This window comes from Saccharopolyspora hirsuta, assembly GCF_008630535.1.
In the GTDB taxonomy this organism is placed as follows: domain Bacteria; phylum Actinomycetota; class Actinomycetes; order Mycobacteriales; family Pseudonocardiaceae; genus Saccharopolyspora; species Saccharopolyspora hirsuta.
Genome location: NZ_VWPH01000002.1, coordinates 514,713 through 535,609 on the forward strand (window position 1 = coordinate 514,713; position 20,897 = coordinate 535,609).

General features: G+C 69.4%; 19 protein-coding genes. 15 read left to right on the plus strand and 4 right to left on the minus strand.

Annotation, left to right across the window (positions count from 1 at the left end; all coding sequences use genetic code 11):
- Positions 1 to 136: 136 nt before the first annotated feature.
- The 4 genes from F1721_RS05490 to F1721_RS05505 all read left to right on the plus strand — a co-directional run bounded on the left by F1721_RS05490 (position 137) and on the right by F1721_RS05505 (position 3,399).
- Complete coding sequence (locus F1721_RS05490; RefSeq protein WP_150065412.1) at positions 137 to 721, plus strand: TIGR03086 family metal-binding protein; 585 nt, start codon at positions 137 to 139, stop codon at positions 719 to 721.
- A 116-nt stretch (positions 722 to 837) separates the two neighbouring features.
- Complete coding sequence (locus F1721_RS05495) at positions 838 to 1,134, plus strand: hypothetical protein (protein WP_150065413.1); 297 nt, start codon at positions 838 to 840, stop codon at positions 1,132 to 1,134.
- Entirely contained in the window at positions 1,134 to 2,825 is a 1,692-nt protein-coding gene (locus F1721_RS05500) for an alpha/beta hydrolase (protein WP_150065414.1), read from the plus strand. The genes F1721_RS05495 and F1721_RS05500 overlap by 1 nt, the downstream gene beginning before the upstream one ends.
- Before the next feature lie 88 nt (positions 2,826 to 2,913).
- Entirely contained in the window at positions 2,914 to 3,399 is a 486-nt protein-coding gene (locus F1721_RS05505) for an LppA family lipoprotein (RefSeq protein WP_170301359.1), read from the plus strand.
- An 88-nt stretch (positions 3,400 to 3,487) separates the two neighbouring features.
- On the opposite strand, the gene F1721_RS05510 is transcribed toward F1721_RS05505, so the two are convergent.
- The gene (locus F1721_RS05510; protein WP_170301360.1) at positions 3,488 to 4,606 is read right to left on the minus strand and encodes a tetratricopeptide repeat protein; all 1,119 of its coding nucleotides are present in this window, start codon (positions 4,604 to 4,606) and stop codon (positions 3,488 to 3,490) included.
- Positions 4,603 to 5,844, minus strand: a complete 1,242-nt coding sequence (locus F1721_RS05515) for an ATP-binding protein (protein ID WP_150065417.1) — start codon at positions 5,842 to 5,844, stop codon at positions 4,603 to 4,605. The genes F1721_RS05510 and F1721_RS05515 overlap by 4 nt, the downstream gene beginning before the upstream one ends.
- A gap of 637 nt (positions 5,845 to 6,481) precedes the next feature.
- On the opposite strand from F1721_RS05515, the gene F1721_RS05520 reads away from it, so the two are divergent.
- Positions 6,482 to 7,087, plus strand: coding sequence for a VanZ family protein (locus F1721_RS05520; protein WP_246154283.1), 606 nt, complete (start codon positions 6,482 to 6,484; stop codon positions 7,085 to 7,087).
- Between the two features lie 57 nt (positions 7,088 to 7,144).
- On the opposite strand, the gene F1721_RS05525 is transcribed toward F1721_RS05520, so the two are convergent.
- Positions 7,145 to 8,017, minus strand: a complete 873-nt coding sequence (locus tag F1721_RS05525) for an SDR family oxidoreductase (protein WP_150065419.1) — start codon at positions 8,015 to 8,017, stop codon at positions 7,145 to 7,147.
- A 143-nt stretch (positions 8,018 to 8,160) separates the two neighbouring features.
- Between F1721_RS05525 and F1721_RS05530 the strand changes: the two genes are divergently transcribed.
- Together F1721_RS05530 and F1721_RS05535 are read left to right on the plus strand one after the other, a co-directional pair.
- Positions 8,161 to 9,480, plus strand: a complete 1,320-nt coding sequence (locus tag F1721_RS05530) for an acyl-CoA thioesterase/bile acid-CoA:amino acid N-acyltransferase family protein (protein WP_150065420.1) — start codon at positions 8,161 to 8,163, stop codon at positions 9,478 to 9,480.
- Positions 9,477 to 10,142: a hypothetical protein gene (locus F1721_RS05535; RefSeq protein WP_150065421.1), complete on the plus strand. Its 666-nt coding sequence runs from the start codon at positions 9,477 to 9,479 to the stop codon at positions 10,140 to 10,142. The genes F1721_RS05530 and F1721_RS05535 overlap by 4 nt, the downstream gene beginning before the upstream one ends.
- A gap of 59 nt (positions 10,143 to 10,201) precedes the next feature.
- Here the strand turns inward: F1721_RS05535 and F1721_RS05540 are convergent, their stop codons facing one another.
- On the minus strand, positions 10,202 to 10,810 hold the full coding sequence (locus tag F1721_RS05540) for a DUF305 domain-containing protein (RefSeq protein WP_150065422.1): 609 nt from the start codon (positions 10,808 to 10,810) through the stop codon (positions 10,202 to 10,204).
- A gap of 582 nt (positions 10,811 to 11,392) precedes the next feature.
- Between F1721_RS05540 and ctaD the strand changes: the two genes are divergently transcribed.
- The 8 genes from ctaD (at position 11,393) to F1721_RS35600 (ending at position 20,897) form a co-directional block, all read left to right on the plus strand.
- Positions 11,393 to 13,165 carry an aa3-type cytochrome oxidase subunit I gene (gene ctaD / locus F1721_RS05545; RefSeq protein WP_150065423.1) on the plus strand — a complete coding sequence of 591 codons (1,773 nt, stop codon included), beginning with the start codon at positions 11,393 to 11,395 and terminating at the stop codon, positions 13,163 to 13,165.
- Between the two features lie 204 nt (positions 13,166 to 13,369).
- Complete coding sequence (gene serB / locus F1721_RS05550; RefSeq protein WP_150065424.1) at positions 13,370 to 14,599, plus strand: phosphoserine phosphatase SerB; 1,230 nt, start codon at positions 13,370 to 13,372, stop codon at positions 14,597 to 14,599.
- Positions 14,599 to 15,429: an aminoacyl-tRNA hydrolase gene (locus F1721_RS05555; RefSeq protein ID WP_150065425.1), complete on the plus strand. Its 831-nt coding sequence runs from the start codon at positions 14,599 to 14,601 to the stop codon at positions 15,427 to 15,429. Before serB ends, F1721_RS05555 begins: the two co-directional genes overlap by 1 nt.
- 86 nt (positions 15,430 to 15,515) lie before the next feature.
- Positions 15,516 to 15,917, plus strand: coding sequence for an SseB family protein (locus tag F1721_RS05560; RefSeq protein ID WP_150065426.1), 402 nt, complete (start codon positions 15,516 to 15,518; stop codon positions 15,915 to 15,917).
- 9 nt (positions 15,918 to 15,926) lie between these two features.
- A complete protein-coding gene (locus F1721_RS05565; protein WP_150065427.1) occupies positions 15,927 to 16,268 on the plus strand; it encodes a hypothetical protein in 342 nt (113 codons plus the stop codon).
- Positions 16,265 to 20,479: a colicin E3/pyocin S6 family cytotoxin gene (locus tag F1721_RS05570; RefSeq protein ID WP_150065428.1), complete on the plus strand. Its 4,215-nt coding sequence runs from the start codon at positions 16,265 to 16,267 to the stop codon at positions 20,477 to 20,479. Before F1721_RS05565 ends, F1721_RS05570 begins: the two co-directional genes overlap by 4 nt.
- On the plus strand, positions 20,476 to 20,724 hold the full coding sequence (locus F1721_RS05575) for a hypothetical protein (protein ID WP_150065429.1): 249 nt from the start codon (positions 20,476 to 20,478) through the stop codon (positions 20,722 to 20,724). The genes F1721_RS05570 and F1721_RS05575 overlap by 4 nt, the downstream gene beginning before the upstream one ends.
- A 74-nt stretch (positions 20,725 to 20,798) precedes the next feature.
- A complete protein-coding gene (locus F1721_RS35600; RefSeq protein WP_425474396.1) occupies positions 20,799 to 20,897 on the plus strand; it encodes a DUF7660 family protein in 99 nt (32 codons plus the stop codon).

Sequence of the window (20,897 nt, forward strand, 5' to 3'; positions counted from 1 at the left end):
TCTGATCCCCCCTGAAGGAGCGGGTGGCGGACCGCCGCTACGACCCGATCCTCCGCCTCTTCCGCCGCAAGAAGGACTGAGCTGGCGGAACTCCAGTACTGTTCGGGCGAGCCACCGGCCAGCGCGGAGGGATCCCATGACCGTTTCGCCCGTCGACGACCTGGCGCTCGTCCTCTGCGCCACCGGCGAGCTGGTCGCCGGAGTGCGGCCGGACCAGTGGGACTCCGCGACGCCGTGCACCGACTGGAACGTCCGCGAGCTGGTCAACCACATGGTCATCGGACACCGGCTCTTCAGCGGCATCCTGCGCGGCGAAGTGGCCCTCGCCCCCGGAGCGCTGGACCCGACCAACAGCGACGTCCTCGGCAACAACCCGGCGGCGTCCTACCGGAGCGCGGCTGAAGACCTCCTCGCCGCATTCCGCCGACCAGGAGTCCTGGAGAAGTCCTTCCGAGTCCCGGCCGGAGAAGTCCCCGGCATAGCGGCGGTCCACCTCCGAGCGGTCGAAGAACTGGTCCACGGCTGGGACCTCGCCCGAGCCACGAACCAAACCCCCCGCTTCCCCGACGAAACGGTCGAACGCCAACTCTCCTTCACCCGCAAGAAACTCCCCGACATTCCCCCGGAGAAAAGCCCGTTCGCCCCATCCCAACCGATCCCCGACAACGCCCCACCTCTCGAAAGGCTCGTTGCCCTCTTGGGGCGTCAACCGAAGTCGTGATGGTGAGCAATTTCACGGGCTGATGCTTCTCTCATTCCTCCATAAGTGGGACGGCGTCCGGAAATCCGGATGAGGCGGAAGTGAGCCTCGGTAGTGTCCCCGTTCGGGGAGGATCGATGAGCTACCAGGTTCTTGTCGAAGAACTGCGAAAGGCGTCGGACGCAACAGTTTCGGCGGTTGAACAGGCAGGGGAATCGAAGCTCGGTTCGGTGGGGGACAAGATCAGCCAGGCGCTGCCCGGCACGACGGCGGCCCCAGCGGCGTCGAGCGCTGGTCGCAGCTGGACGGACAGCGTGAAGCGTTGGTGCCGCTCGGGCACCACCCACGCTGAAGCCCTGCGCCGGAGCGCCGACACCTATGAGGGAACGGATCAGGGGGCGGTGTCGGACCTGAAGACCGCGGGAGGTGCTTGATGACGACCATCGCGGACATCCGCAGGTGGAACCCGGCCCTGCTCGACGAGGCGATCGACGACTTGAAGCGCGAGGAAGACCGCCTGGTGCGGCTGGATGACGAGCTCACCGCGTCCGGAAAACCGGCGGGCTGGCAGGGCGAGGCGGCGCAAGCAGCGGAGAAGCGGCATCAGGAACTCGGGGAAGAACTGCGGAAGCTCGTCGTTGAAGTGGCGGCGGTGCGCCGCGCGCTGATCGGGACGGTGGGCGAGTTCGAAGCGGTTCAGCGTCAGCTGACCGAGGCCGATGGCCTGGCGAGCGCCTACCGGTTCCGCATCCTCGACAACGGTCGGATCGAAGATCTGGAGCACGTGGTGGTCGGCGGTCCCGGCAGCCGACTCGACGACGAGGACTACCACCGGATCCGCAATGTCCGGCCGGATCTCGTGGATCGAGTCAAGCGTCTGCTGGCCCAAGCCGAAGACGCGGACGCCGAGCTGACGAAGGTCCTGCGAGATGCGGACCTGAACCTGATGGAGACCAAGCCCGGATCGCTCGCAGATGCAGCGGCCCTCGGGGACGCGCGGGGCCTGGCCGAGACGGTGGAACCGCCGCCGCCCGGGACGCCAGCCGACAACGCGCGCTGGTGGAACTCCCTACCAGCGGAAACCCGCGCGGCAATGGCTGAGGCGCCGCCAGCGTGGCTGGGCAACATGGACGGCATCCCGGCCGCAGTCCGGCACACGGCCAACGTCAACCGCCTCGACGACGAGCGAGCAATGCTCCAAGCCCAAGCAGCCCAACTCCGCTCCAAGCTGGACAAGCCCTACCCCGGCCCCGGAGGCAGGTTCCAGAAGGGCCTGGACCAGCAAGAACTCCAGCGAGTCGACGAAAAGCTGAAATCCCTGGACGCGATCCGAGGAGTCCTGGACCGCGGCGAAAACCGCCAACTCCTGCTCATGGACAGCTCCGGCGAACGCATGAAAGCAGCGCTAGCAGTCGGCAACGTGGACACAGCCAGCCACGTAGCGGTCTTCACGCCCGGCCTGAACAGCACGGTGAACGGCAGCCTCGGGGACTACGACTCAGCGATGGATCGGTTGCAGCAGGATGCGAGCCTGCAAGCTGGTCAGTACGGGGATCGCGGCGAGGTTGCCACTGTGACATGGCTAGGGTACGAAGCCCCCCAGCTCGCCGAGACTCTGGAGCCGACTGACTCGGTTTTGACTGACAATCCGGCCAAGCGCGGTGCTGAAGATCTGGCCAACTTCTACCGTGGGATCAACGAATCAAGGGCAGTCGACCCGCATCTTGTTGCGTTGGGGCATTCCTACGGCTCGACGACCACGGGGTTCGCCCTGCAGCAGGAAGGCACAGGCGTGGACGACGCTGTTGTTATGGGCTCTCCGGGGATGGGCACGCCACACCACTCAACGATCAATGTTCCAGACGGCCACTTGTACAACCTAGAGTCAGATTGGGACCCTGTCGCCGACTTCGGCCGGTTCGGATCGGACCCGTCGAACATGCCTGGCGTTGATGATCTTTCAACGCACGATGCAATTTCGCCGGATGGTCAGCATCTTGCCCGTTCAGTCGGGCACGGCGTTGATGGCGGTACTGGGTACCTCGATGCTGGAACCACCAGTCAATACAACGTGAGTACCGTAGTCGGCGGAGTTCGCGAGCGGACTGTAGATGCGAAGGGGTGAGCTCTTGCTGGTCGGGGTGCGGCGTTTAATGCGTGTGGTGCTGGTCTTGCTCGTGGCGTTCTCTGTGGCTGGATGTGGAGGGACTCCGGTGACTTCGAAGTTTGAGGGGGACGAGGCGGCGGAGCGTGCCGAGTTGATGCGTCGACCCAGCATCGAGGAGGCTGGCCCGCGGTACTTGGAGATGCTGGGGCGGATTCGGGATGCGCTGGCTGCCGAGTTTTCATGGATTCAGTGGTCGTACGACAGGAAACTGAGCCGTGCAGGTTGCAGCGATTTTCGCGCATACGGTTCGGATGGGGAAAGTCAGACCCTCGGAGTTTGGACGGCGAGCGGAAATTTGCCTGATGTGCAATGGCCGCGTGCTCAGGAGATCGCTGAGAACATCTCGCGTGAATACGGTTTTGGTCCTGTCCACACCATCGTCAGCCGCCCTTCGGATCATCAAGTGGTGGGTTTTGACCAGTACGGTGCCACCTTCAAACTTGGCACGGCGAAGAACACTGTTATGAGTGGTACGACAGGCTGTCACCTGCCGCAGGCGGTGAAGGATCGGATCGCTGCGACTGGGCGGTAGTGGCTTGCACGAGCTTCGGGCGCCGGGCAGGGCTCCGGGGTCGTGAGTGGGTAACGGTGTTCTGGCACCGCTTTGCACTCACGAGCGGTCAGGCGCGGGGTGTCACCACCGAGAGCCACTGGGCTTCTCTTTCGGCGTTCAGGGCCTTCGTGGCCTTGTTGAGCCTGGCGATCGAGACCCGGTGGCCGATGAAGTTGCCGAGGAGGGTTGCCCAGAACGCCGCGCCCAGGCCTGCCGGGCCGACCGGGCTCACCACCATCAGGACCTGGACCACCGCTCCGATCGCCAGGCCGGTCAAGGTGGGGCGGACCAGGCGGTCCCGGCGCAGGACGTCGGTCGCCGCCAGGCGCATGGACTCCGGGAAGACGTTGCGGATGCGCAGGACCAGCGCCCACCAGGCGCCCGCGGCGATCAGGGCCCCGCCGACGACGTGGAGGGCGAGCGAGGCGATGCCGGTGGTCGTGAAGGCCGAGGCGGACAGGACCGCCGTCGGGATCAGCAGGGCGAAGATCCACCAGCGGCCGCGGGAGACCAGGGCCCACACCGCCAGCGGGAGGTTGTGGGCCGCGTCGCCGGACTGCGGGTTGAGCTGCAGCGTCGTGATGAACGCGCGCAGCGCCTCCTTGATGCGGCCGGACCGGAGCGCGGCCAGGCCCATGACGTTCCACGCCACCGGGAGCTGCGGGTCCAGGCGCAGAGCGGTTTCCAGCGGTTCGCGGGCTTGGCGGGCCGCCTGCCTGCCGCCCGTCGACACCAGGACCGTGCCGAGCACGCAGTGCGTGAGCGCCGCGTCCGGTTCGAGGTCGCGGGCGCGCTGGGCGTGCCAGAGGGCCTGGTCGAGGTGCTTCCCCACGATCGACAGGCCGTTGGCGATCTGCAGGTGCGCTTCCGCCGAATTCGGGTTCAGCTCCAGCGCGCGCTGGGCCCACGTGATGCCCTCGCCGATCCGGTCCCACGCGACCAGCACCTTGCACATGAGCAGGTGCAGGTCCTCGTCCTGCGGGTTGAGGGCGAGCGCCTGCGACACCGCCCGCTGCGCTTCGGCGTACTCCTCGGCGCCGAGGTGCGCCAGCGCCTGCAGCTGCCAGAGGTAGTAGTAGTCCGGCCAGGACGCGAGGAGCGGGGCGAGCTGCTGCTTGGCGAGGTCGAACCGCTTGGCTTCCAGCAGGTTTCGGACCTGCTCGACCTTGACGTCCTCCTCCTTCACAGCATCCGCTTCTTCTTCAGGTAGGCGATCAGGTCGTTGTAGGTCCCGTCCTGGTTGGAGTACAGGACCACGTTGCGGGCCGTGGTGAACCACGACGTCGTCGACGGCGTCACCTCGCCGAGGGCGCCGAGCAGGTCCGGCATCTCGATCATGCGGGGCTCGCCCGCCTCGATGGAGTCCATCAGGGCGCGCTCGCTGGCCGCCTCGCAGATGTGCGCGAGGTCCGCTCCGGAGAAGCCGTCGGTGCGCTTGACCAGGTCGGACAGCTTGATCCCGGCGACCGGGCGGTCCCGGAGGTGGTACTCCAGGATGGCCTTGCGGGCGTCGTCGTCCGGGGGCAGCACCGCCACCGCGCGGTCGAACCGGCCCGGCCGCAGCAGCGCCTGGTCGATGTCCCACGGGTGGTTCGTCGCGGCCAGCACGAAGACGCCTTCGTTGTCGGACTTCACACCGTCCAGTTCGGTCAGCAGCTGGTTCACCGTGCCGCGCAGGCCCGAGCTGCGCAGCTGGGACCGGCGCTGGCCGATCGCGTCGATCTCGTCGAAGAACAGCACGCACGGCGCGTTCTGGCGGGCGGTCTGGAACAGGGCGTGCATGTTCTTCTCGGAGTTGCCCATCCACATGTCCAGGACTTCCTGCAGCGTCACCGAGATGAACCGGGCGCCCAGCTCCCCGGCGACCGCCTTGGCCAGGAAGGTCTTGCCGCAGCCGGGCGGGCCGTAGAGCAGCAGGCCGCCGCGCAGGCTCTTGCCGAACAGCTTGCGCAGCTTCGCGTTGCGCATCGGCGCGAGGAACGCCGCGTTGAGCCGCTTCTTCACCTCGGTCATGCCGCCGACGTCGTCCAGCCGGACGTCGGAGGACTCGACCTCGAAGACGGCGCCGTCCGCCGGGGAATCGGCGGGCACCGACTCGGGCTCGTCGTCCTCCGATTCGGACTCGACGAACCGGGGCGGCACCGTGTCCGCCAGCTCCGCTTCGCCCGCCGACCAGTCGTATCCCTTCTTCGGCTCGGGCGCGGGCTCCGGTGGCTGGTCCGCCGGGGCGAGCGCCTGCGCCATCAGGCGGGAGGCCGCGGTGTTGCCGGGTTCCTGCTGCAGCGCCGCAGCGATGTGCGAGACGGCTTCGTCGCGGGATCCTTCGGACAGCAGCAGTTCCGCCAGGTGCAGGCGCAGCGCGAGGTCCCCGGGAGCTGCGGCGACGGCGTTGCGCAGGCTGTCGAGGAGCGGGTTGGAACTCACCCGGGCAGCATATGCCGCACCCCGCGCGGAGCGGTCCGGCTCGGACCGGGGTGCTGCCCGGATCACGTCGTCGCGAAGTCCTCATCCGATGTTCACCGGCTGCTGCGCAGAATTCACGATTCGCCCTCGGCGGACTCGGTGGGAATTGTGTGAACGGCGGATCTCGCGCTCTTGTCCGACGCGTGAAAACAACTGGTGGGGAGTTCTTGAATCGGTTCTCCGGTCCGCAGTGGACAGTTTTGAAAAGGCTGGCGGGTTTTGGTCAGGGTGCTGGTGCGCCGTTCTCGGGTCGTTATCTTCGGGTGCGACCGGGTCGATTTCGGAACTATTCGGAAGTGGCGCGGGGCGAGTTGGGAGGTGGGCGTGCAGCGGACCCCGGCTGGGGCGGCGCGGCAGCGTCTCACCTGCGGTTTTGTTCGGCGAGCCCCCGTCGGTGGCCGTGCGTCGTGGCCCCCGGGACGACGTCCGGCCGCCGCCGAGCCCTGACGTTCATGCACAAGTCGGTCAACGCCGACCGCTGGAGATGCTAATTCCCAACGGTTTCCGGTTCCGGGCTGTCCACTGCGGATTGTTCGGCGGCCGGGTGTTCCTGGCGATGGCGGCCAGAGGAAGTGCGGCGCACGTGCAGCAGGCTCTCGTGGCATTCGACGGATTCATGCCCGTGGTGACCGTTCTGCTCCCGCTCTCGGTGGCGGTGGGGACGGCATCGGCGGTGGCGCGCCGCGGTTCCGACCCGCGCGAGCCGCTGCTCGACGCGGCGCTGGCGTACTCGCTGCTCTGCGTCGGGTACCTGGTGTTCCTGCCGCAGCCGCCCGCCGCGGAGCCCGTCCGGCCCAGCCTCGGCAAGGACGTGGCGATGGCGCTGACCGCCGGGCCGGGCGATCTGGCGCCGTGGGTCCAGCTGGTCGGGAACGTGCTCCTGCTGCTGCCGCTGGCGGTGCTGGTGCCGCAGCGCCTGCCGTGGTTCGACAGCGTGGTCAAGATCGCGTTCGGCGGGCTGCTGCTGTCGGTGTCGATCGAGCTGACCCAGTTCCTGGCCATCCCCGGGCGGGTCGCCGCCACCGACGACGTCGTGTGCAACACGATCGGCGCGGCTGTCGGCGGAATCCTGGTGCGGCTGCCGCACTGGCTCGGCAGCCGCCCGCAGCACAGCGCCCACGGCCGCGCCGGTCAGACGGTGTGGACGCTGATCGCCAAGATCGAGCAGGAGCGCGGGGTGCTCAGCGAGCAGCGCCCCCGGTGAGCTCCGGTGGCCGGGGAAGCCAGCCGCGTCAGACACCCCGGCCACCGGTCCCGACGTTCAGCCCTGGAGCTTCTGGTTGCGTTCGCTGAGCGACCGGCCGAGCGCGGTGACCTCCTGCTCCATCTTCGGGATCAGGCGGCGCACCGTCGGCCGCATGAGGAACTCGACGAGCCGCGAGGACGGGACGTTGCGCAGCCAGTGCATCAGCGCGATGGCGCGCGGGACGTACACCCGGCGGGCGCGGCGCTCGACGCCGTCGGCGAAGGCCTTGGCGCAGTCCTGCACGCTCGTGGTGGAGCGCATCGGCCAGGGGAGGCGCTTGCGCATCGCTTCGAAGGCGGTCAGGTCGTGCGCCACGTCGCGCACCATGTCGGTGTCGATCCACGACGGGTGCGCGCTGCCCACGGCCACGCCCAGGTGCATCACCTCGGTGCGCAGCGCGCAGGCGAGCGCCTCCGCGCCGGACTTGCTCGCGGTGTAGGCGGCCATGCCGCCGATCGGCGTGAACGCCGACAGCGAGGAGACGACCAACAGGTAGCCGCGGCGCTCGATCAGGTGCGGCAGGGCGGCGCGGGCGGTGTGGAAGACGCCGTTGATGTTGACGTCGATGGTCTTGGTGAACGCCCGCGGGTCGCTCTTGCGCACCGTGCCGATGGGGGCGATCCCGGCGTTGGCGATGACCACGTCGATGCGCCCGAGCTGCTCGGCGGCGGCGTCCACCGCGGCCTTGATCGAGTCGCCGTCGGTCACGTCGGCCTCGGCCCAGAAGTGCCCCTCGCCGAGTTCCGCGGCGACCGCCGCGAGCTCGTCGGGCTCCAGGCCGACCAGGGCGAGCCGGGCGCCGCGGCGGGCCAGCTCCCGGGCGGTCTGCGCGCCGATCCCCCGCGCGGCACCGGTGATCAGGACGACCTTGCCGGACACGTTCGGCATGAGCACTCCCTCGGTCGACGTTATCTACTCGACAGTAGCCTACTCATAGTAGGTTCCCCCGGAGCTGCGCGGAAGAGGGCTTGACCTTCCAGTCGCGGGAGACCGCACCGTTGGCCTCGAACGATCTTGGAGCGGAGGCTTCGGTGCGACGTGGAATCGGTCTGCTGGCCGCGGTGCTGCTGGTCGCGGGGTGCTCGGGCCCCGCCCGGGCCGCACCTTCGCTGGCCGTCGGCGGCGGTGCGATCGACGAGCCGCTGGAGGCGGTCGTCAGCGGGTTGGCGCCGGGGGAGGAGGCCTCGGTGTGGGCGCGGACGACCGACGACCGCGGTCGGCTGTGGACCTCGTGGGCGACGTTCGCGGCGGATCGCGACGGGCGCGTCGACATCGCGCGGCAAGCCCCGGTCCGCGGCTCCTACACCGGTGCGGACCCCACCGGTCTGCTGTGGTCGATGCGACTGCCGTCCGGGGAGCCGGTGCGCGAATCGCGGGCGGCGCTGACCGGACCGGAGGTCCGGCTGACCATCGGCGTCGACATCGACGGGCGCACGGTGGCGCGGGCTCCGGTGGCGGTGGCGCTGCACGCGCCGGGCGTGCGGTCGACACCGATCGCCGAGGACGGGGTGGTCGGTGACCTCCACCTGCCGCCCGGTCCCGGGCCGCACCCGGGCGTGATCCTGCTGGGCGGGTCCGAGGGCGGGCGGCCGAACCCCGAGCTGGGCCGGTTCCTGGCCGGGAAGGGGTTCGCCGTGCTGGGCCTGGCCTACTTCGGGCTGCCCGGCCTGCCGCCCGCGCTGGACCGGATCCCGGTCGAGTACGGGACCCGCGCGGTGGACTGGTTGCGGGCGCGGCCGGAGGTCTCCGGCGGCCGGGTCGGCGTGGTCGGGCTGTCCCGGGGCGGCGAGTTCGCGCTGCTGCTCGGCGCGTTCTCGCCGGGCGTGGGCGCGGTGGCGTCGGTCGTGGGGTCCGGAGCGGTGTTCCCCGGTGCTGCGCGGGTGGGCTCGTCCTGGACGCACGGCGGTGCGGAACTCCCGCCGCTGGTGCTGGGCTCGCCCGGCTCCCCGGTCGACTTCCTGACCTCGGTCGCGCGCGGTCGGCCGGGGCGGTTCGTGGACACCCAGGGCACGACCGCCACGCCGGAGGAGCTCGACCGCGCCGCGATCCCGGTCGAGCGCAGCGGTGCCGCGTTCCTGCTGGTGTCCGGTGAGCGGGACGAGATGTGGCCGTCGCGGCGGCTGCTGGACGTCGCCGCGCATCGGCTCGGCGACCGGGCCGAGCACGTGGTCCAGCCGGGAGCGGGGCACCTCATCCTCGACGTGCCGAACCTCCCGACCTCCTACACCGCCGCGGTCGCGCTGGTCCCGGGGGTCTTCTGGGCCGCGGGCGGCGGGACGCCGCAGGCCAACGCGGCAGCCACCGCGGACACCGTCCGCCGGGTCGTCGAGCTGTTCCGGGAGGAATTGTGATCAGCGGCATCGCCTTCGGTGCGGGCTACGCGGCGCTGATCGCGCTGCTCGGCGTGGCCTTCGGATATCCGGTCGACCCGGTGGTGATCGGGTTGGCGGTGCCCGCGTTCCTCGCCGTTCGGAACGCGACTTGGTGGCCGCTGGGCGCTGTCACGGCGCTGGTGGTGCTCGGCGAGGTGATGGGGTCCGGCGAGCGAGCCGTGGTCGGCGGGGTGCTGGTCGGCACCGGTCCGCAGTGGATCGGCGCGCTGGTGGCGGGGTGGCCGCGGCTGCTCGTGCTGGTCGGTGTCTTCGCGCTGCGCGGTCGGGAACGGCCGAGCCGTCGGAAGGCGCTCGGGCGGGCGGCGGCGTTGGCCGTGATCGCCACCGCGTGCACCGCGCTCGGAACCACGTTGTCCGGTGGCCTGCTGGCCTGGGCGCTGGTGGGGAACGTGCTCGCGTTCGGGGTGGCGGGCTTCCTGCTGCTCCGGTCCGGGCTGCTGCTCCCGGCGCTCCTGCTGGCGGTCGGCGCCCTGCTGGCCGGATTCGACGAGCAGCTCATCGACGTCGGAGCCCCGGCCGCCACCCACCTGCTGCTCTGGCCCGCCCACCTCGTGCTGGCCCTGCTGGTGGCCGCGCTGGAAGCGCTGGCCCGCCGGGTGTTCCGCGTCCGTCTCGCCTGAGCGGAAGACGAGAACGGGGCCGCGGGCGGATCGCCTGCGGCCCCGTTCGGCGCCCCGGATCAGAGGGCGTTGAGCTTGGTGAGCACGTCCTGCTGGGAGGCGAGGAAGTCCTCGGCCAGCTTGCGCATGGCCTGGGCCTGGCCCTCCTCCTGCTCGGAGCGGGCCAGCTGCGCGGCGCTCTGCTCCAGCGACTGCACGGCCTGCTTCCACTGCTGGTCGAACTGCGCGCCGGTGGCCTGCTTCAGCTGGTCCAGCTGCTGCGAGGCCTGCTGGCCGGTGCCGTCGGCCTCGTCGGCGGCGTCCTCCGGGGCGCTGCCCGACTGCTGGCCCGCGGCCGAGGTCAGGAAGGCGTTGAGCTGCCCGACCTGCAGCTGAGCCGACTGCTGCAGCTCCCCGGCGAGCGCCTTGACGTCGGCGCTCTGCGCGTTGGTCTGGGCCAGCTCGGCCAGCTCCAGCACCTGCTGGCGGTTGGCGAGCAGCTGCTGGGCGAACTCGCGATCCGTCTCGCTGTGCTCACCCGCGCCGTGCTGCCCGGCGTGCTGCTGCGCGGTCGCCGGCGGCGGCGTGCCGGGGGCCGGGGGCTGGTCGCTCGGTGCCTCGGCAGGCGTGCAGCCCGCGAGCGCGAGACCGCCGATCAGCACAGCGCCGATGATCGTGCTCCTCCGCACGTGCTTCCCCTCCAGGATCTGGTGGACGTCGTCCCAGGGCGGCCCGTCGAACTGCTCGCAGGTGGGCTGCCGGACCTGTTGACCAGTAGGCTAACTGCCCCTGCAGAACCTGCTGGTGGCTGGTCTGCGTACGTGGTCGCTCGGCGGAACCTGAGCGCTTCCCCGAACTGCGGGTGTGCCTCCCGATGTATGTCCAGCACACGGCCGTCTCGTCAGGAGACCGCTCAGAACCCGCCGGTGGTCGCTCTGCGCAGGTGGATGCAAGCGGCTGGTGCCGCTTCCGGCTTCGCAGACAGGGCCTCCCGGGCGCGTGCGGGCGGCATCGCCACCGGGTGCTCGGTGATCGCGGCCTGTCGGGTCGATCTCACTCGGGGTGACCGAGCACGGGGCAATGAATAGGGTGGCTACGGCCCGGGCGAACTACGGCCGGGCGTCGGGACTAGTATCCGCAGTCGGCAGGCATCGCGACTGGCTCGTCCTGCAGTCGCCCTGCGGGGTGTCGCATGCTGTCGTCCGACCCACCCGGGTCGGGGCGGATCCAACCGGGTCCGACGAAGGCTTCAAGGGAGTGCAGGAGGCACCGTGACGGCCGTCGCGCCACAGCCGATCGCCACGCGCCCCTATCCGGTGCGCAAAACGGTCAAGGGTTCGTTCATGGCGCGGATGTTCCGCACCACGGACCACAAGCAAATCGGCATCCTCTACCTGACCACGTCGATGGCGTTCTTCCTGGTCGGCGGCCTGATGGCGATGCTGATCCGCGGTGAGCTCGCCGTCCCGGGGATGCAGTTCCTGTCGCAGGAGCAGTACAACCAGCTGTTCACCATGCACGGCACGGTGATGCTGCTGCTGTACGCGACGCCGATCCTGTTCGGCTTCGCCAACTACATCCTGCCGCTGCAGATCGGTTCCCCGGACGTCGCGTTCCCGCGGCTGAACGCCCTGGGGTACTGGCTGTACTCGTTCGGCGGTCTGATGGTCGTCAGCGGCTTCCTGCTGCCGGGCGGCGCCGCCGACTTCGGCTGGTTCGCCTACACCCCGCTGTCGGACGCCCTGCACTCGCCGGGCCACGGTGCGGACTTCTGGATCGCCGGTCTGGCCGTCTCCGGTCTGGGCACCATCCTCGGCGCGGTGAACATGATCACCACGGTGGTCTGCCTGCGGGCGCCGGGCATGACGATGTTCCGGATGCCGATCTTCACCTGGAACATCCTGGTCACCAGCGTGCTGATCCTGATGGCGTTCCCGATCCTGACCGCCGCGCTGTTCGGCCTGATGGCCGACCGGCACCTGGGTGCGCACGTGTTCGACCCGGCCAACGGCGGCGTGATCCTCTGGCAGCACCTGTTCTGGTTCTTCGGCCACCCCGAGGTCTACATCGTGGCGCTGCCGTTCTTCGGCATCGTCTCGGAGATCTTCCCGGTGTTCAGCCGCAAGCCGATCTTCGGCTACTCCGGCCTGGTGTACGCGACGCTGGGCATCGCGGCCCTGTCGGTCGTGGTGTGGGCGCACCACATGTACGCCACCGGCGCGGTGCTGCTGCCGTTCTTCGCCTTCACCACGTTCCTGATCGCGGTCCCGACCGGTGTGAAGTTCTTCAACTGGATCGGCACCATGTGGAAGGGCCAGCTGACCTTCGAGTCGCCGATGCTGTTCAGCGTGGGCTTCCTGGTCACCTTCCTCTTCGGCGGTCTGACCGGTGTCCTGCTGGCGATGCCGCCGGTCGACTTCCACGTCTCGGACACCTACTTCGTGGTGGCGCACTTCCACTACGTGCTCTACGGCACGATCGTGTTCGCGACCTTCGCCGGGATCTACTTCTGGTTCCCGAAGATGACCGGCCGGATGATGGACGAGCGGCTGGCCAAGCTGCACTTCTGGCTGACCTTCATCGGCTTCCACGGCACCTTCCTGGTCCAGCACTGGCTGGGCAACGAGGGCATGCCGCGCCGGTACGCCGACTACCTGGCCACCGACAACTTCACCATCCTGAACACGATCTCGACGATCGGCGCGTTCATCCTGGGCGCCTCGATGCTGCCGTTCCTCTACAACGTGTTCAAGAGCTACCGCTACGGCGAGGTCGTCGAGGTCGACGACCCGTGGGGCTACGGCAACTCCCTGGAGTGGGCGACCTCCTGCCCGCCGCCGCGGCACAACTTCACCGAGCTGCCCCGGATCCGCTCCGAGCGGCCCGCGTTCGAGCTGCACTACCCGCACATCTCCGAGCGGATGCGCCTGGAGGCGCACCTGAGCCTGACCGGCAAGACCATCGCCCACAAGCACGAGGGCGGCGGCACCGCGACGGCGCTGAAGGAGAAGACGGAGTCCGGCGAGGACACCACCGAGAAGTGATGTGGGCGCTAGCCCCGCACCGCGCAACTGTGCCAGGGTGGGGTTAGCTCGACGAAGAGCCCCGGCGGGCTGTGCTCGCCGGGGCTCTTCGCATGCCGGGGCCTTTGAGGATCTGCCCGACGAGCTCGTCCTGCGTGGCGGCGCGAGTTCCGAAGGCGGGTCAAGCGGCTTCGCCGCTTCAGAAGAGGAGAGGAAACCGCTGCCGTGAGCGCCGATAACGCGACCACCGTGCTGATCACCGTGACCGGGAAGGACAAGCCGGGCGTCACCTCCGTGCTGTTCGCCGCGCTGACCCGGCACGGCGTGGACATCGTCGACGTCGAGCAGGTGGTGATCCGGGGTCGTCTGGTGCTCGGCGTGCTGGTGTCCACCGAGCACGATCCGGAGCAGCTGCAGGAGGCCGTGGAGCAGGCGATGGCCACCGTCGGCATGACCGTCGACGTGGCGATCGGCGCCGAGGACGGCGACGCGAGCAAGCTCGCCTCCAGCCACGTGGTGGTGGTGCTCGGGCAGCCGGTGACCGCGCGCAACTTCAGCGAGGTGTCCCGCGGCCTGGCCGAGATCGGGGTCAACATCGACTCCATCCGGCGGGTCGCCGACTACCCGGTGACCGGGCTGGAGCTGCAGGTCAGCGCCCCGGACGCGGATGACGACACGGAGCTGACCCGGGCGATGGCCGACATCGCCGCCCGCGCCGGTGTGGACCTGGCGGTGGAGCGCACCGGGCTGTCGCGGCGGGCGAAGCGGCTGGTGGTCTTCGACGTGGACTCGACGCTCATCCAGGGCGAGGTCATCGAGATGCTGGCCGCCCGGGCCGGGTGCGAGGAGCAGGTCCGCGAGGTCACCGAGCGGGCCATGCGCGGCGAGCTGGACTTCGCCGAGTCGCTGCGGCAGCGGGTCGCGGTGTTGGAGGGCCTGCCGGCGTCGGTGCTGGACGAGGTCGCCGGGGAGCTGGAGCTGACCGCTGGCGCGCGCACCACGATCCGCACCCTGCGGCGGCTGGGCTTCCACACCGGGGTGGTCTCCGGCGGGTTCACCCAGATCATCGACCAGCTGGTGGACGAGCTCGGCCTGGACTTCAGCGCCGCGAACGAGCTGGAGGTCGTGGACGGGAAGCTGACCGGCCGGGTGATCGGCGAGATCGTGGACCGGCCGGGCAAGGCCAAGGCGCTGCGCCGGTTCGCCGAGTCCTTCGGGGTCCCGGCCGCGCAGTGCGTGGCGGTCGGCGACGGCGCCAACGACATCGACATGCTCTCGGCGGCCGGGCTGGGTGTGGCGTTCAACGCCAAGCCCGCGCTGCGCGAGGTCGCCGACACCGCCCTGTCCCACCCGTTCCTGGACACGGTGCTGTTCGTGCTGGGCGTCACCCGCGCCGAGATCGAGGCCGCCGACGCCGAGGACGGGGTGCTGCGGCGAGTGCCGCTGGACGTGTGATGCGACCTGGGAATAACGGCGGTCCGGAAACGGCTGACCGGGATGTGCCGGACACCGCCTTCGACGTGCTCGACCCGCTGATCGCCCGCTACGCCTCCTGGCTGGCCCTGCCCGGCGCGGCCACCGCGGACACCTCGGACGAGGACCCGGAGAACGTGGTGCTGATGCCGATGGTGCTGAGGATCGAGCGGCGCGAGCCGCCGGACCGCACCGCGCTGCTGGAGGCGGCGGCGTCGGCGGCGCTGGCGGTGTGCCTGGACGAGCGCTGCAAGCCGGGCGGCGAGTGGCACGAGGCCATGAGCACCTGGATCGCGGGCCGGATCCGCAAGGTGGCGCGGCGGGCGCGCGGCGCGCACTGGGAGGCGGTGCAGGCCCTGCCCGGCCGCACCGTCCAGGTCGGCAACGCCGAGGTGCGCGCCTTCCTGCCGATGCGCGTCGCGGACATGCCCAAGGAGCTCAGCCGACTGCAGATCTCGGGCAGCGAGCTGGACGCCGACGAACCGGGCCCGCCGCTGCCGAACGCCCCGGTGCTGTGGCTGAACCCGGACGTCCCGATGAGCGCGGGCAAGTCGGCGGCCCAGGTCGGCCACGCGACGATGATCCTGGCGGCCCTCCTCCGCGGCGAAGGCATGAACGCCGACCTGGAGCACTGGGCGGCAACCGGATTCCGCTGCTCGGTCCGCCGAGCGGACGCGGACACCTGGACCCGCCTGCACCCCCGCGACAACCCGGAGAAGGCCTGGCGCGAAGCGAGGGTGGGCATGGTCCGAGACGCGGGCTTCACCGAAGTCGACCCGGGAACGGTGACGGTCCTCGCCCAGTGGCGCTGACCCCCGGGTGGCGTCGATCACTGCGCACCAGACCGCTGGTGCCAACTCCCTGACAGTTCGTCACGTCCCTGGGTAGGGTCCCGCCCGTGTCGGAGGGGGAAGCAGCACTGGCGGCGCTCGCGCAGGACGTGCGCGCGGGCAAGCGCCCGATCAAGGCGTTCTACGCGGCGTTCGCCAAGGCGGTCGTCTTCGCCCAGCGCCCGGAGAAGCCCGGGGTGTTCGTGAGCGACCTCGAGCGCCGGGGCCGGTGGACGGTGGCGTTCTCGACCCAGGAGCGGCTCGCCTCGCATGCCGGGGAGTGCGACTACATGTCGATGCCCGGCGCGGTCTTCCTGGAGCTGGTGCCGCCCGGTGTGGGCGTGATGGTGGATCCCGAGGACGAGCACCGGTTGCCGCTGCTGCCGCGGGTCGACGACTTCTTCGCGCTCGAGCGGGAGTGGAAGCGCACCGCGCCAGCGCGCCAGGCGGCTGCTCGACGTCGGAAGTGAGTGGGGAGCTTGGACGGCAACGGTTTTCACGTCGAGATCGAACTGCTGGAGAAGGCGTCGCGGAACATGGCCGAACTCGTCGAAGGCCAGGACAACTCCGAGCTGAGCGAGCTGCCGGGCGACAGCCAGGCGTACGGGCACGCCGATCTGCCAGCGGCTCTGACGGAGTTCTGCGACCGCTGGTCGGTCGGCCTGGACGCGTTGTGCGACCGCGCGACCCGGATGGGCTATTCGCTCGGCGAGGCAGCCAAGGCGTACCGGGAAGCCGATCAGGCCGGTGCTGACGCGCTGTCGACCGACCCCGGGATCGATGTGGTGGAGCCGATGCCCATGCCGGGGATGGGGCCATGAGCTTCGAGCTGGGGCAGGTCACCGATCCGGCGCTGCTGGTCCCGGGAGACCCGGATCTGATCGAGGCGAACGCGCGGTTCATCCGGGAGCGAGCGGTCAAGGCGTCCGAGACCGGCGAAGCTCTGCAACGCATCGATGCCGGTGGGTGGACCGGCAGGGCGGCCGACCTCTGGCACGAACAGCACCAGACGGACGTTCCCCGCTGGTTCGACGGCGGGGATTCGCTGGAAGCTGGTGCGGCCGCGCTCGAGGAGTACGCGCGCGTGCTGAGGTGGGCCCAGGACGAGGCCGCCGAGGCCGCTCGGTTGTGGGCTGAAGGCGAAGCCGCCACCGAGCAGGCGAAGCTGGACTACGAGCGAGCCGTCGCCGAGGCGCAAGGTGGCGAGGTTGCTCCGTTCGTCGATCCTGGCGGGGAACGGCGGCAGGCCGCCCAGGACATGCTGCGGCTGGCTCGGCAGGAGCTGGTCTGGGCGGGCGATCGCGCGGCTTTCGCGTTGCGCGAAGAAGCGGCGGTAGCTCCCCAGGACTCCCAGGCGCAGATCGACGCGAACTTCTACGGGGCGCTCTGGGAGGGGTTCTCCGGCACGTTCACCGCGTTCTACGACGCGTTCGCCGACCCGCTGGGGACGGTGGAGGCGATGGCCTACGCCGTTACCCATCCCGTCGAAACGTTCAAGGCGATGGTTTCCTGGGACGATTTCGCCAACGGGCACGGTGAAGTGGGGCTGGGCAGGATCACCGGCGAGATCTTGGGCGGAATCGTCACCGGTGGGGTCGGCAAGGTCCTCAAGACGATCAAGAAGGTCCCCGATGCCCCGGAACACCGGGTTCCGGTTCCCGAGCGGAACACGACCGGCGACCCGATCGACATCGCCACCGGCAGCATGGTGCTCGCGCAGACCGATGTCGAGCTCGCGGGCGTGCTCCCCCTGGTGCTGAAGCGACTGCACCTCTCGACCTTCCGGGCCGGACAGCACTTCGGTCCGACGTGGACTTCGACCCTGGACCAGCGGTTGGAGGTGGACGAGACCGACGTGTGCTTCGTCGCCGACGACGGCACGCTGTCCCTCTTCCCCCAACCGGCGCTGGGTTCCTCCACCGCCGCAGCGACCGGGCCGCGACGGAGCTTGACGCGCTTCGAGGACGGCACTTACACGATCACCGATGCAGCACAGGGCCTGACGCTGCACTTCGGTCCCGCGGGCGAGATCCTGCCGCTGACCGCGATCACGGATCGCAACGGCCACCGCATCGACGTCGAGCGCGACGCCGACCGAACGCCCGTCGAGGTGCGGCACTCGGGTGGTTACCGCATCCGGGTGGAGTCCGACGGAGGTCTGGTGACCGCGTTGCACCTCCGCGGGGCCGACGACGGCGACGACGTGCTGCTGATGCGCTACGGCTACGAGGACCAGCGGCTCGTCGAGGTGATCAACGCCTCGGGCCTGCCGCTGAAGTTCACCTACGACGAGTCGGGGCGGATCACGAGCTGGACCGACCGCAACGACAAGTGGTACCGCTACACCTACGACGGCCGCGGCCGGGTCGTGGAGGTGGAGGGCTCGGGCGGTTTCTTCAGCGGCGCGCTGGAGTACGACGACGAGAACCGGATCACCTGCTGGACCGACTCCCAAGGCGCCCGCACCACGTACCACCTCAACGAGGCCGGTCAGACGGTTCGCGAGGTGGACGCGCAGGGCGGCGAGATCCGCTTCGAGTGGGATGAGTCGGACCGGTTGCTCTCCCGGACGGATCAGCTCGGTCGCACGGTCCGCTACGAGTACGACGAGCCCGGGAACTTGGTCGCGATCTCGCGCCCGGACGGCAGCCAGGCGCGTTTCGAGCACAACGATCTCCGGCTGCCCACCACGCTCATCGCCCCGGACGGTTCGGTGTCGCGGCGCGAGTACGACGAGCGGGGGAACGTCGTCAGGGCGGTGGACCCGCTCGGCGCGGTCACCAGCTACGCCTACGACGAGCGCGGACACCTGGCCAGTTTCACGGATGCGCTGGGCAACGTGCGCCGGGTCGAGACCGATGCGGCGGGCTTGCCGGTCGCCCTGACCGATCCGCTGGGCAACACCACCCGCTACGCGCGGGACGGGTTCGGCCGCGTCGCGGAGGTGGTGGACCCGCTGGGCGGGACCACGCGCTTCGGCTGGACCGTGGACGGCAAGCCCGCGTGGCGGACGTTGCCGGACGGTGCGACCGAGCGGTGGTTGTACGACGGGGAGGGCAACCTCCGGACGTTCGTCGACGCCCTGGGGCAGGAGACCCGAACCGAGGTCACGCACTTCGACCTGCCGTCGGTGGAGATCCGGCCCGACGGGACGCGCCTGGAGTTCGACTACGACACCGAGCTCCGGCTGGTCAGCGTCACCAACGAGCAGGGCCTGGTGTGGCGCTACGACTACGACGTCGTGGGCAACCTGGCCCGGGAGATCGACTTCAACGGCCGCGCGGTCACCTACCGGCACGACGCGGCCGGTCAGCTGGTCGAGCGCACCAACGGTGCGGGGGAGACCACCTCGTTCTCCCGCGACGTGCTGGGCAACGTGATCGAACGCCGCAACGGCGCGGTCACCTCGACCTTCACCTACGACCCGCTGGGCCGCCTGGTCGAGGCGATGGACGGCGACACCCAGGTCACCTTCGACCGCGACCCGGCCGGGCGGGTGCTGGCCGAGACCATCAACGGCCGGACGGTGGCCTCGGTGTACGACCCGCTGGGCCGCAGGATTCGCCGCCGCACGCCCTCCGGCGCGGAGAGCGCCTGGGAGTACGACCCGAACGGTCGGCCGACCGCGCTGCACACCGCTGGCCGGACCCTGCGCTTCGGCTACGACCGCGCAGGTCACGAGATCCAGCGGGACCTGGGGCCCGACGTCGTCCTGGCCCAGGCCTGGAACGCCAACCACCAGCTGCTCTCGCAGACCATCACCGGCGCGACCGGCCAGCAGATCCAGCAGCGCTCGTACACCTACCGCGCGGACGGGTACCTGACCGGGCTCGACGACAAGCTCACCGGCCCGCGCACGTTCGACCTCGACCGGGTAGGCCGCGTCACCGCGGTCACCGGCCCGGGCTGGACGGAGCGCTATGCCTACGACGCGGCGGGAAACCTGGCCCACGCCTCCTGGCCCACCAGCGACGGCGAGGAACTCGGCGACCGCGAGTACAGCGGCACCCTGATCCGCCGAGCGGGCAAGGTCCGCTACGAGCACGACGCCCAGGGGCGCGTGGTGCTGCGCCAGCGGAAGCGCCTGTCCCGCAAGCCGGACACCTGGCGCTACTTCTGGGACGCCGACGACCGCCTGGTCGAAGTCCTCACCCCGGACGGCGCCCGCTGGCGCTACCGCTACGACCCGTTGGGTCGCCGAGTCGCCAAACAGCGCCTCACCCCGGACGGTTCTCGCGTCCTGGAGCAGATCGAGTTCATCTGGGACGGAACGGTCCTGGCCGAACAAGCTCACACCGACGGCCTCCCCAACGGCCCGAACTTCACCGACGCCCGGGTCACGGTCTGGAACTACGAACCAGGCACCTTCCGCCCGGTAACCCAAACCGAACGCTCAGCCCTCCGCAACGCACCCCAGCGCTGGATCGACGACCAGTTCCACTCCATCGTCACGGACCTCGTCGGCACCCCGACAGAACTGATCAACGATCAAGGCGCAGTGGCCTGGCACCAAAGAACGACGCTGTGGGGAGTAGCCCCTGACCAACCCCGCACGGCGGCGTACACCCCACTCCGCTTCCCAGGCCAGTACCACGACCCGGAAACGGGCTTCAACTACAACTTCCACCGCCACTACGACCCCGCGACATCCAGATACACGAGTAGCGACCCGTTAGGGCTCGAAGGAGGGCCTGACCCTCACGGTTACGTCTTCAATCCGCACACCTGGCTCGATCCTCTAGGGTTAAAGGACGAGAGTTGCCGCCAGGGATACCACCCTCCGCCAAAGGGTAGAAGTCTTCCTGGTTTTCCGGACACGCAACGGGTTACGCCGAAGACCCCGGTGCAAGGGGGTGGTGGACTCCGTCCGCGCTGGAAGGACCGGAAAGGGAACATCTACGAATGGGATTACCAGCACGGCGAAGTTGAAGTTTACAACAAGCGGGGTAAGCATCAAGGTGCGTTTGATCCCGAAACTGGCCAGCCGATCGAGGGGAAGGGGCCTGTTCCGGGGCGGGAGGTGGAACCGTGACGTGGACCGTCGAAGCGTTTCGAGTCAGCGACGAAGGGCTCGAGTGGGACCTCGACCTCGGCGGAGCCGGTCGAGCGGACCTGGAAAGTGCCTTGGGCATCGACAAGCTGGACGTCCCAGGATCAGTACCGATCACGGAAGCTCAGGCGAAAGTACTGCTACGGGTTATTGCGAACATCGATCCCGGCATGTATCTGGGTGGAAGCGGCGAGCTGAGGTACTTCTTGACGGAGTATGCCGACTGATGAATTTTTGACCCCGCTGCGGGGGTAGTCATCGTGATGCCGGAGAAGCGGGGAGTCTCTAGTGGATCCCGGATATGGACGGCTACTTCGCGCAACGAGGCGAATCCGCACCGGCTGAGCCGACCTGGTCTCTTGTGGCAACGATTTTCCGGGCAGCCCTAGTGTGCGAGTGA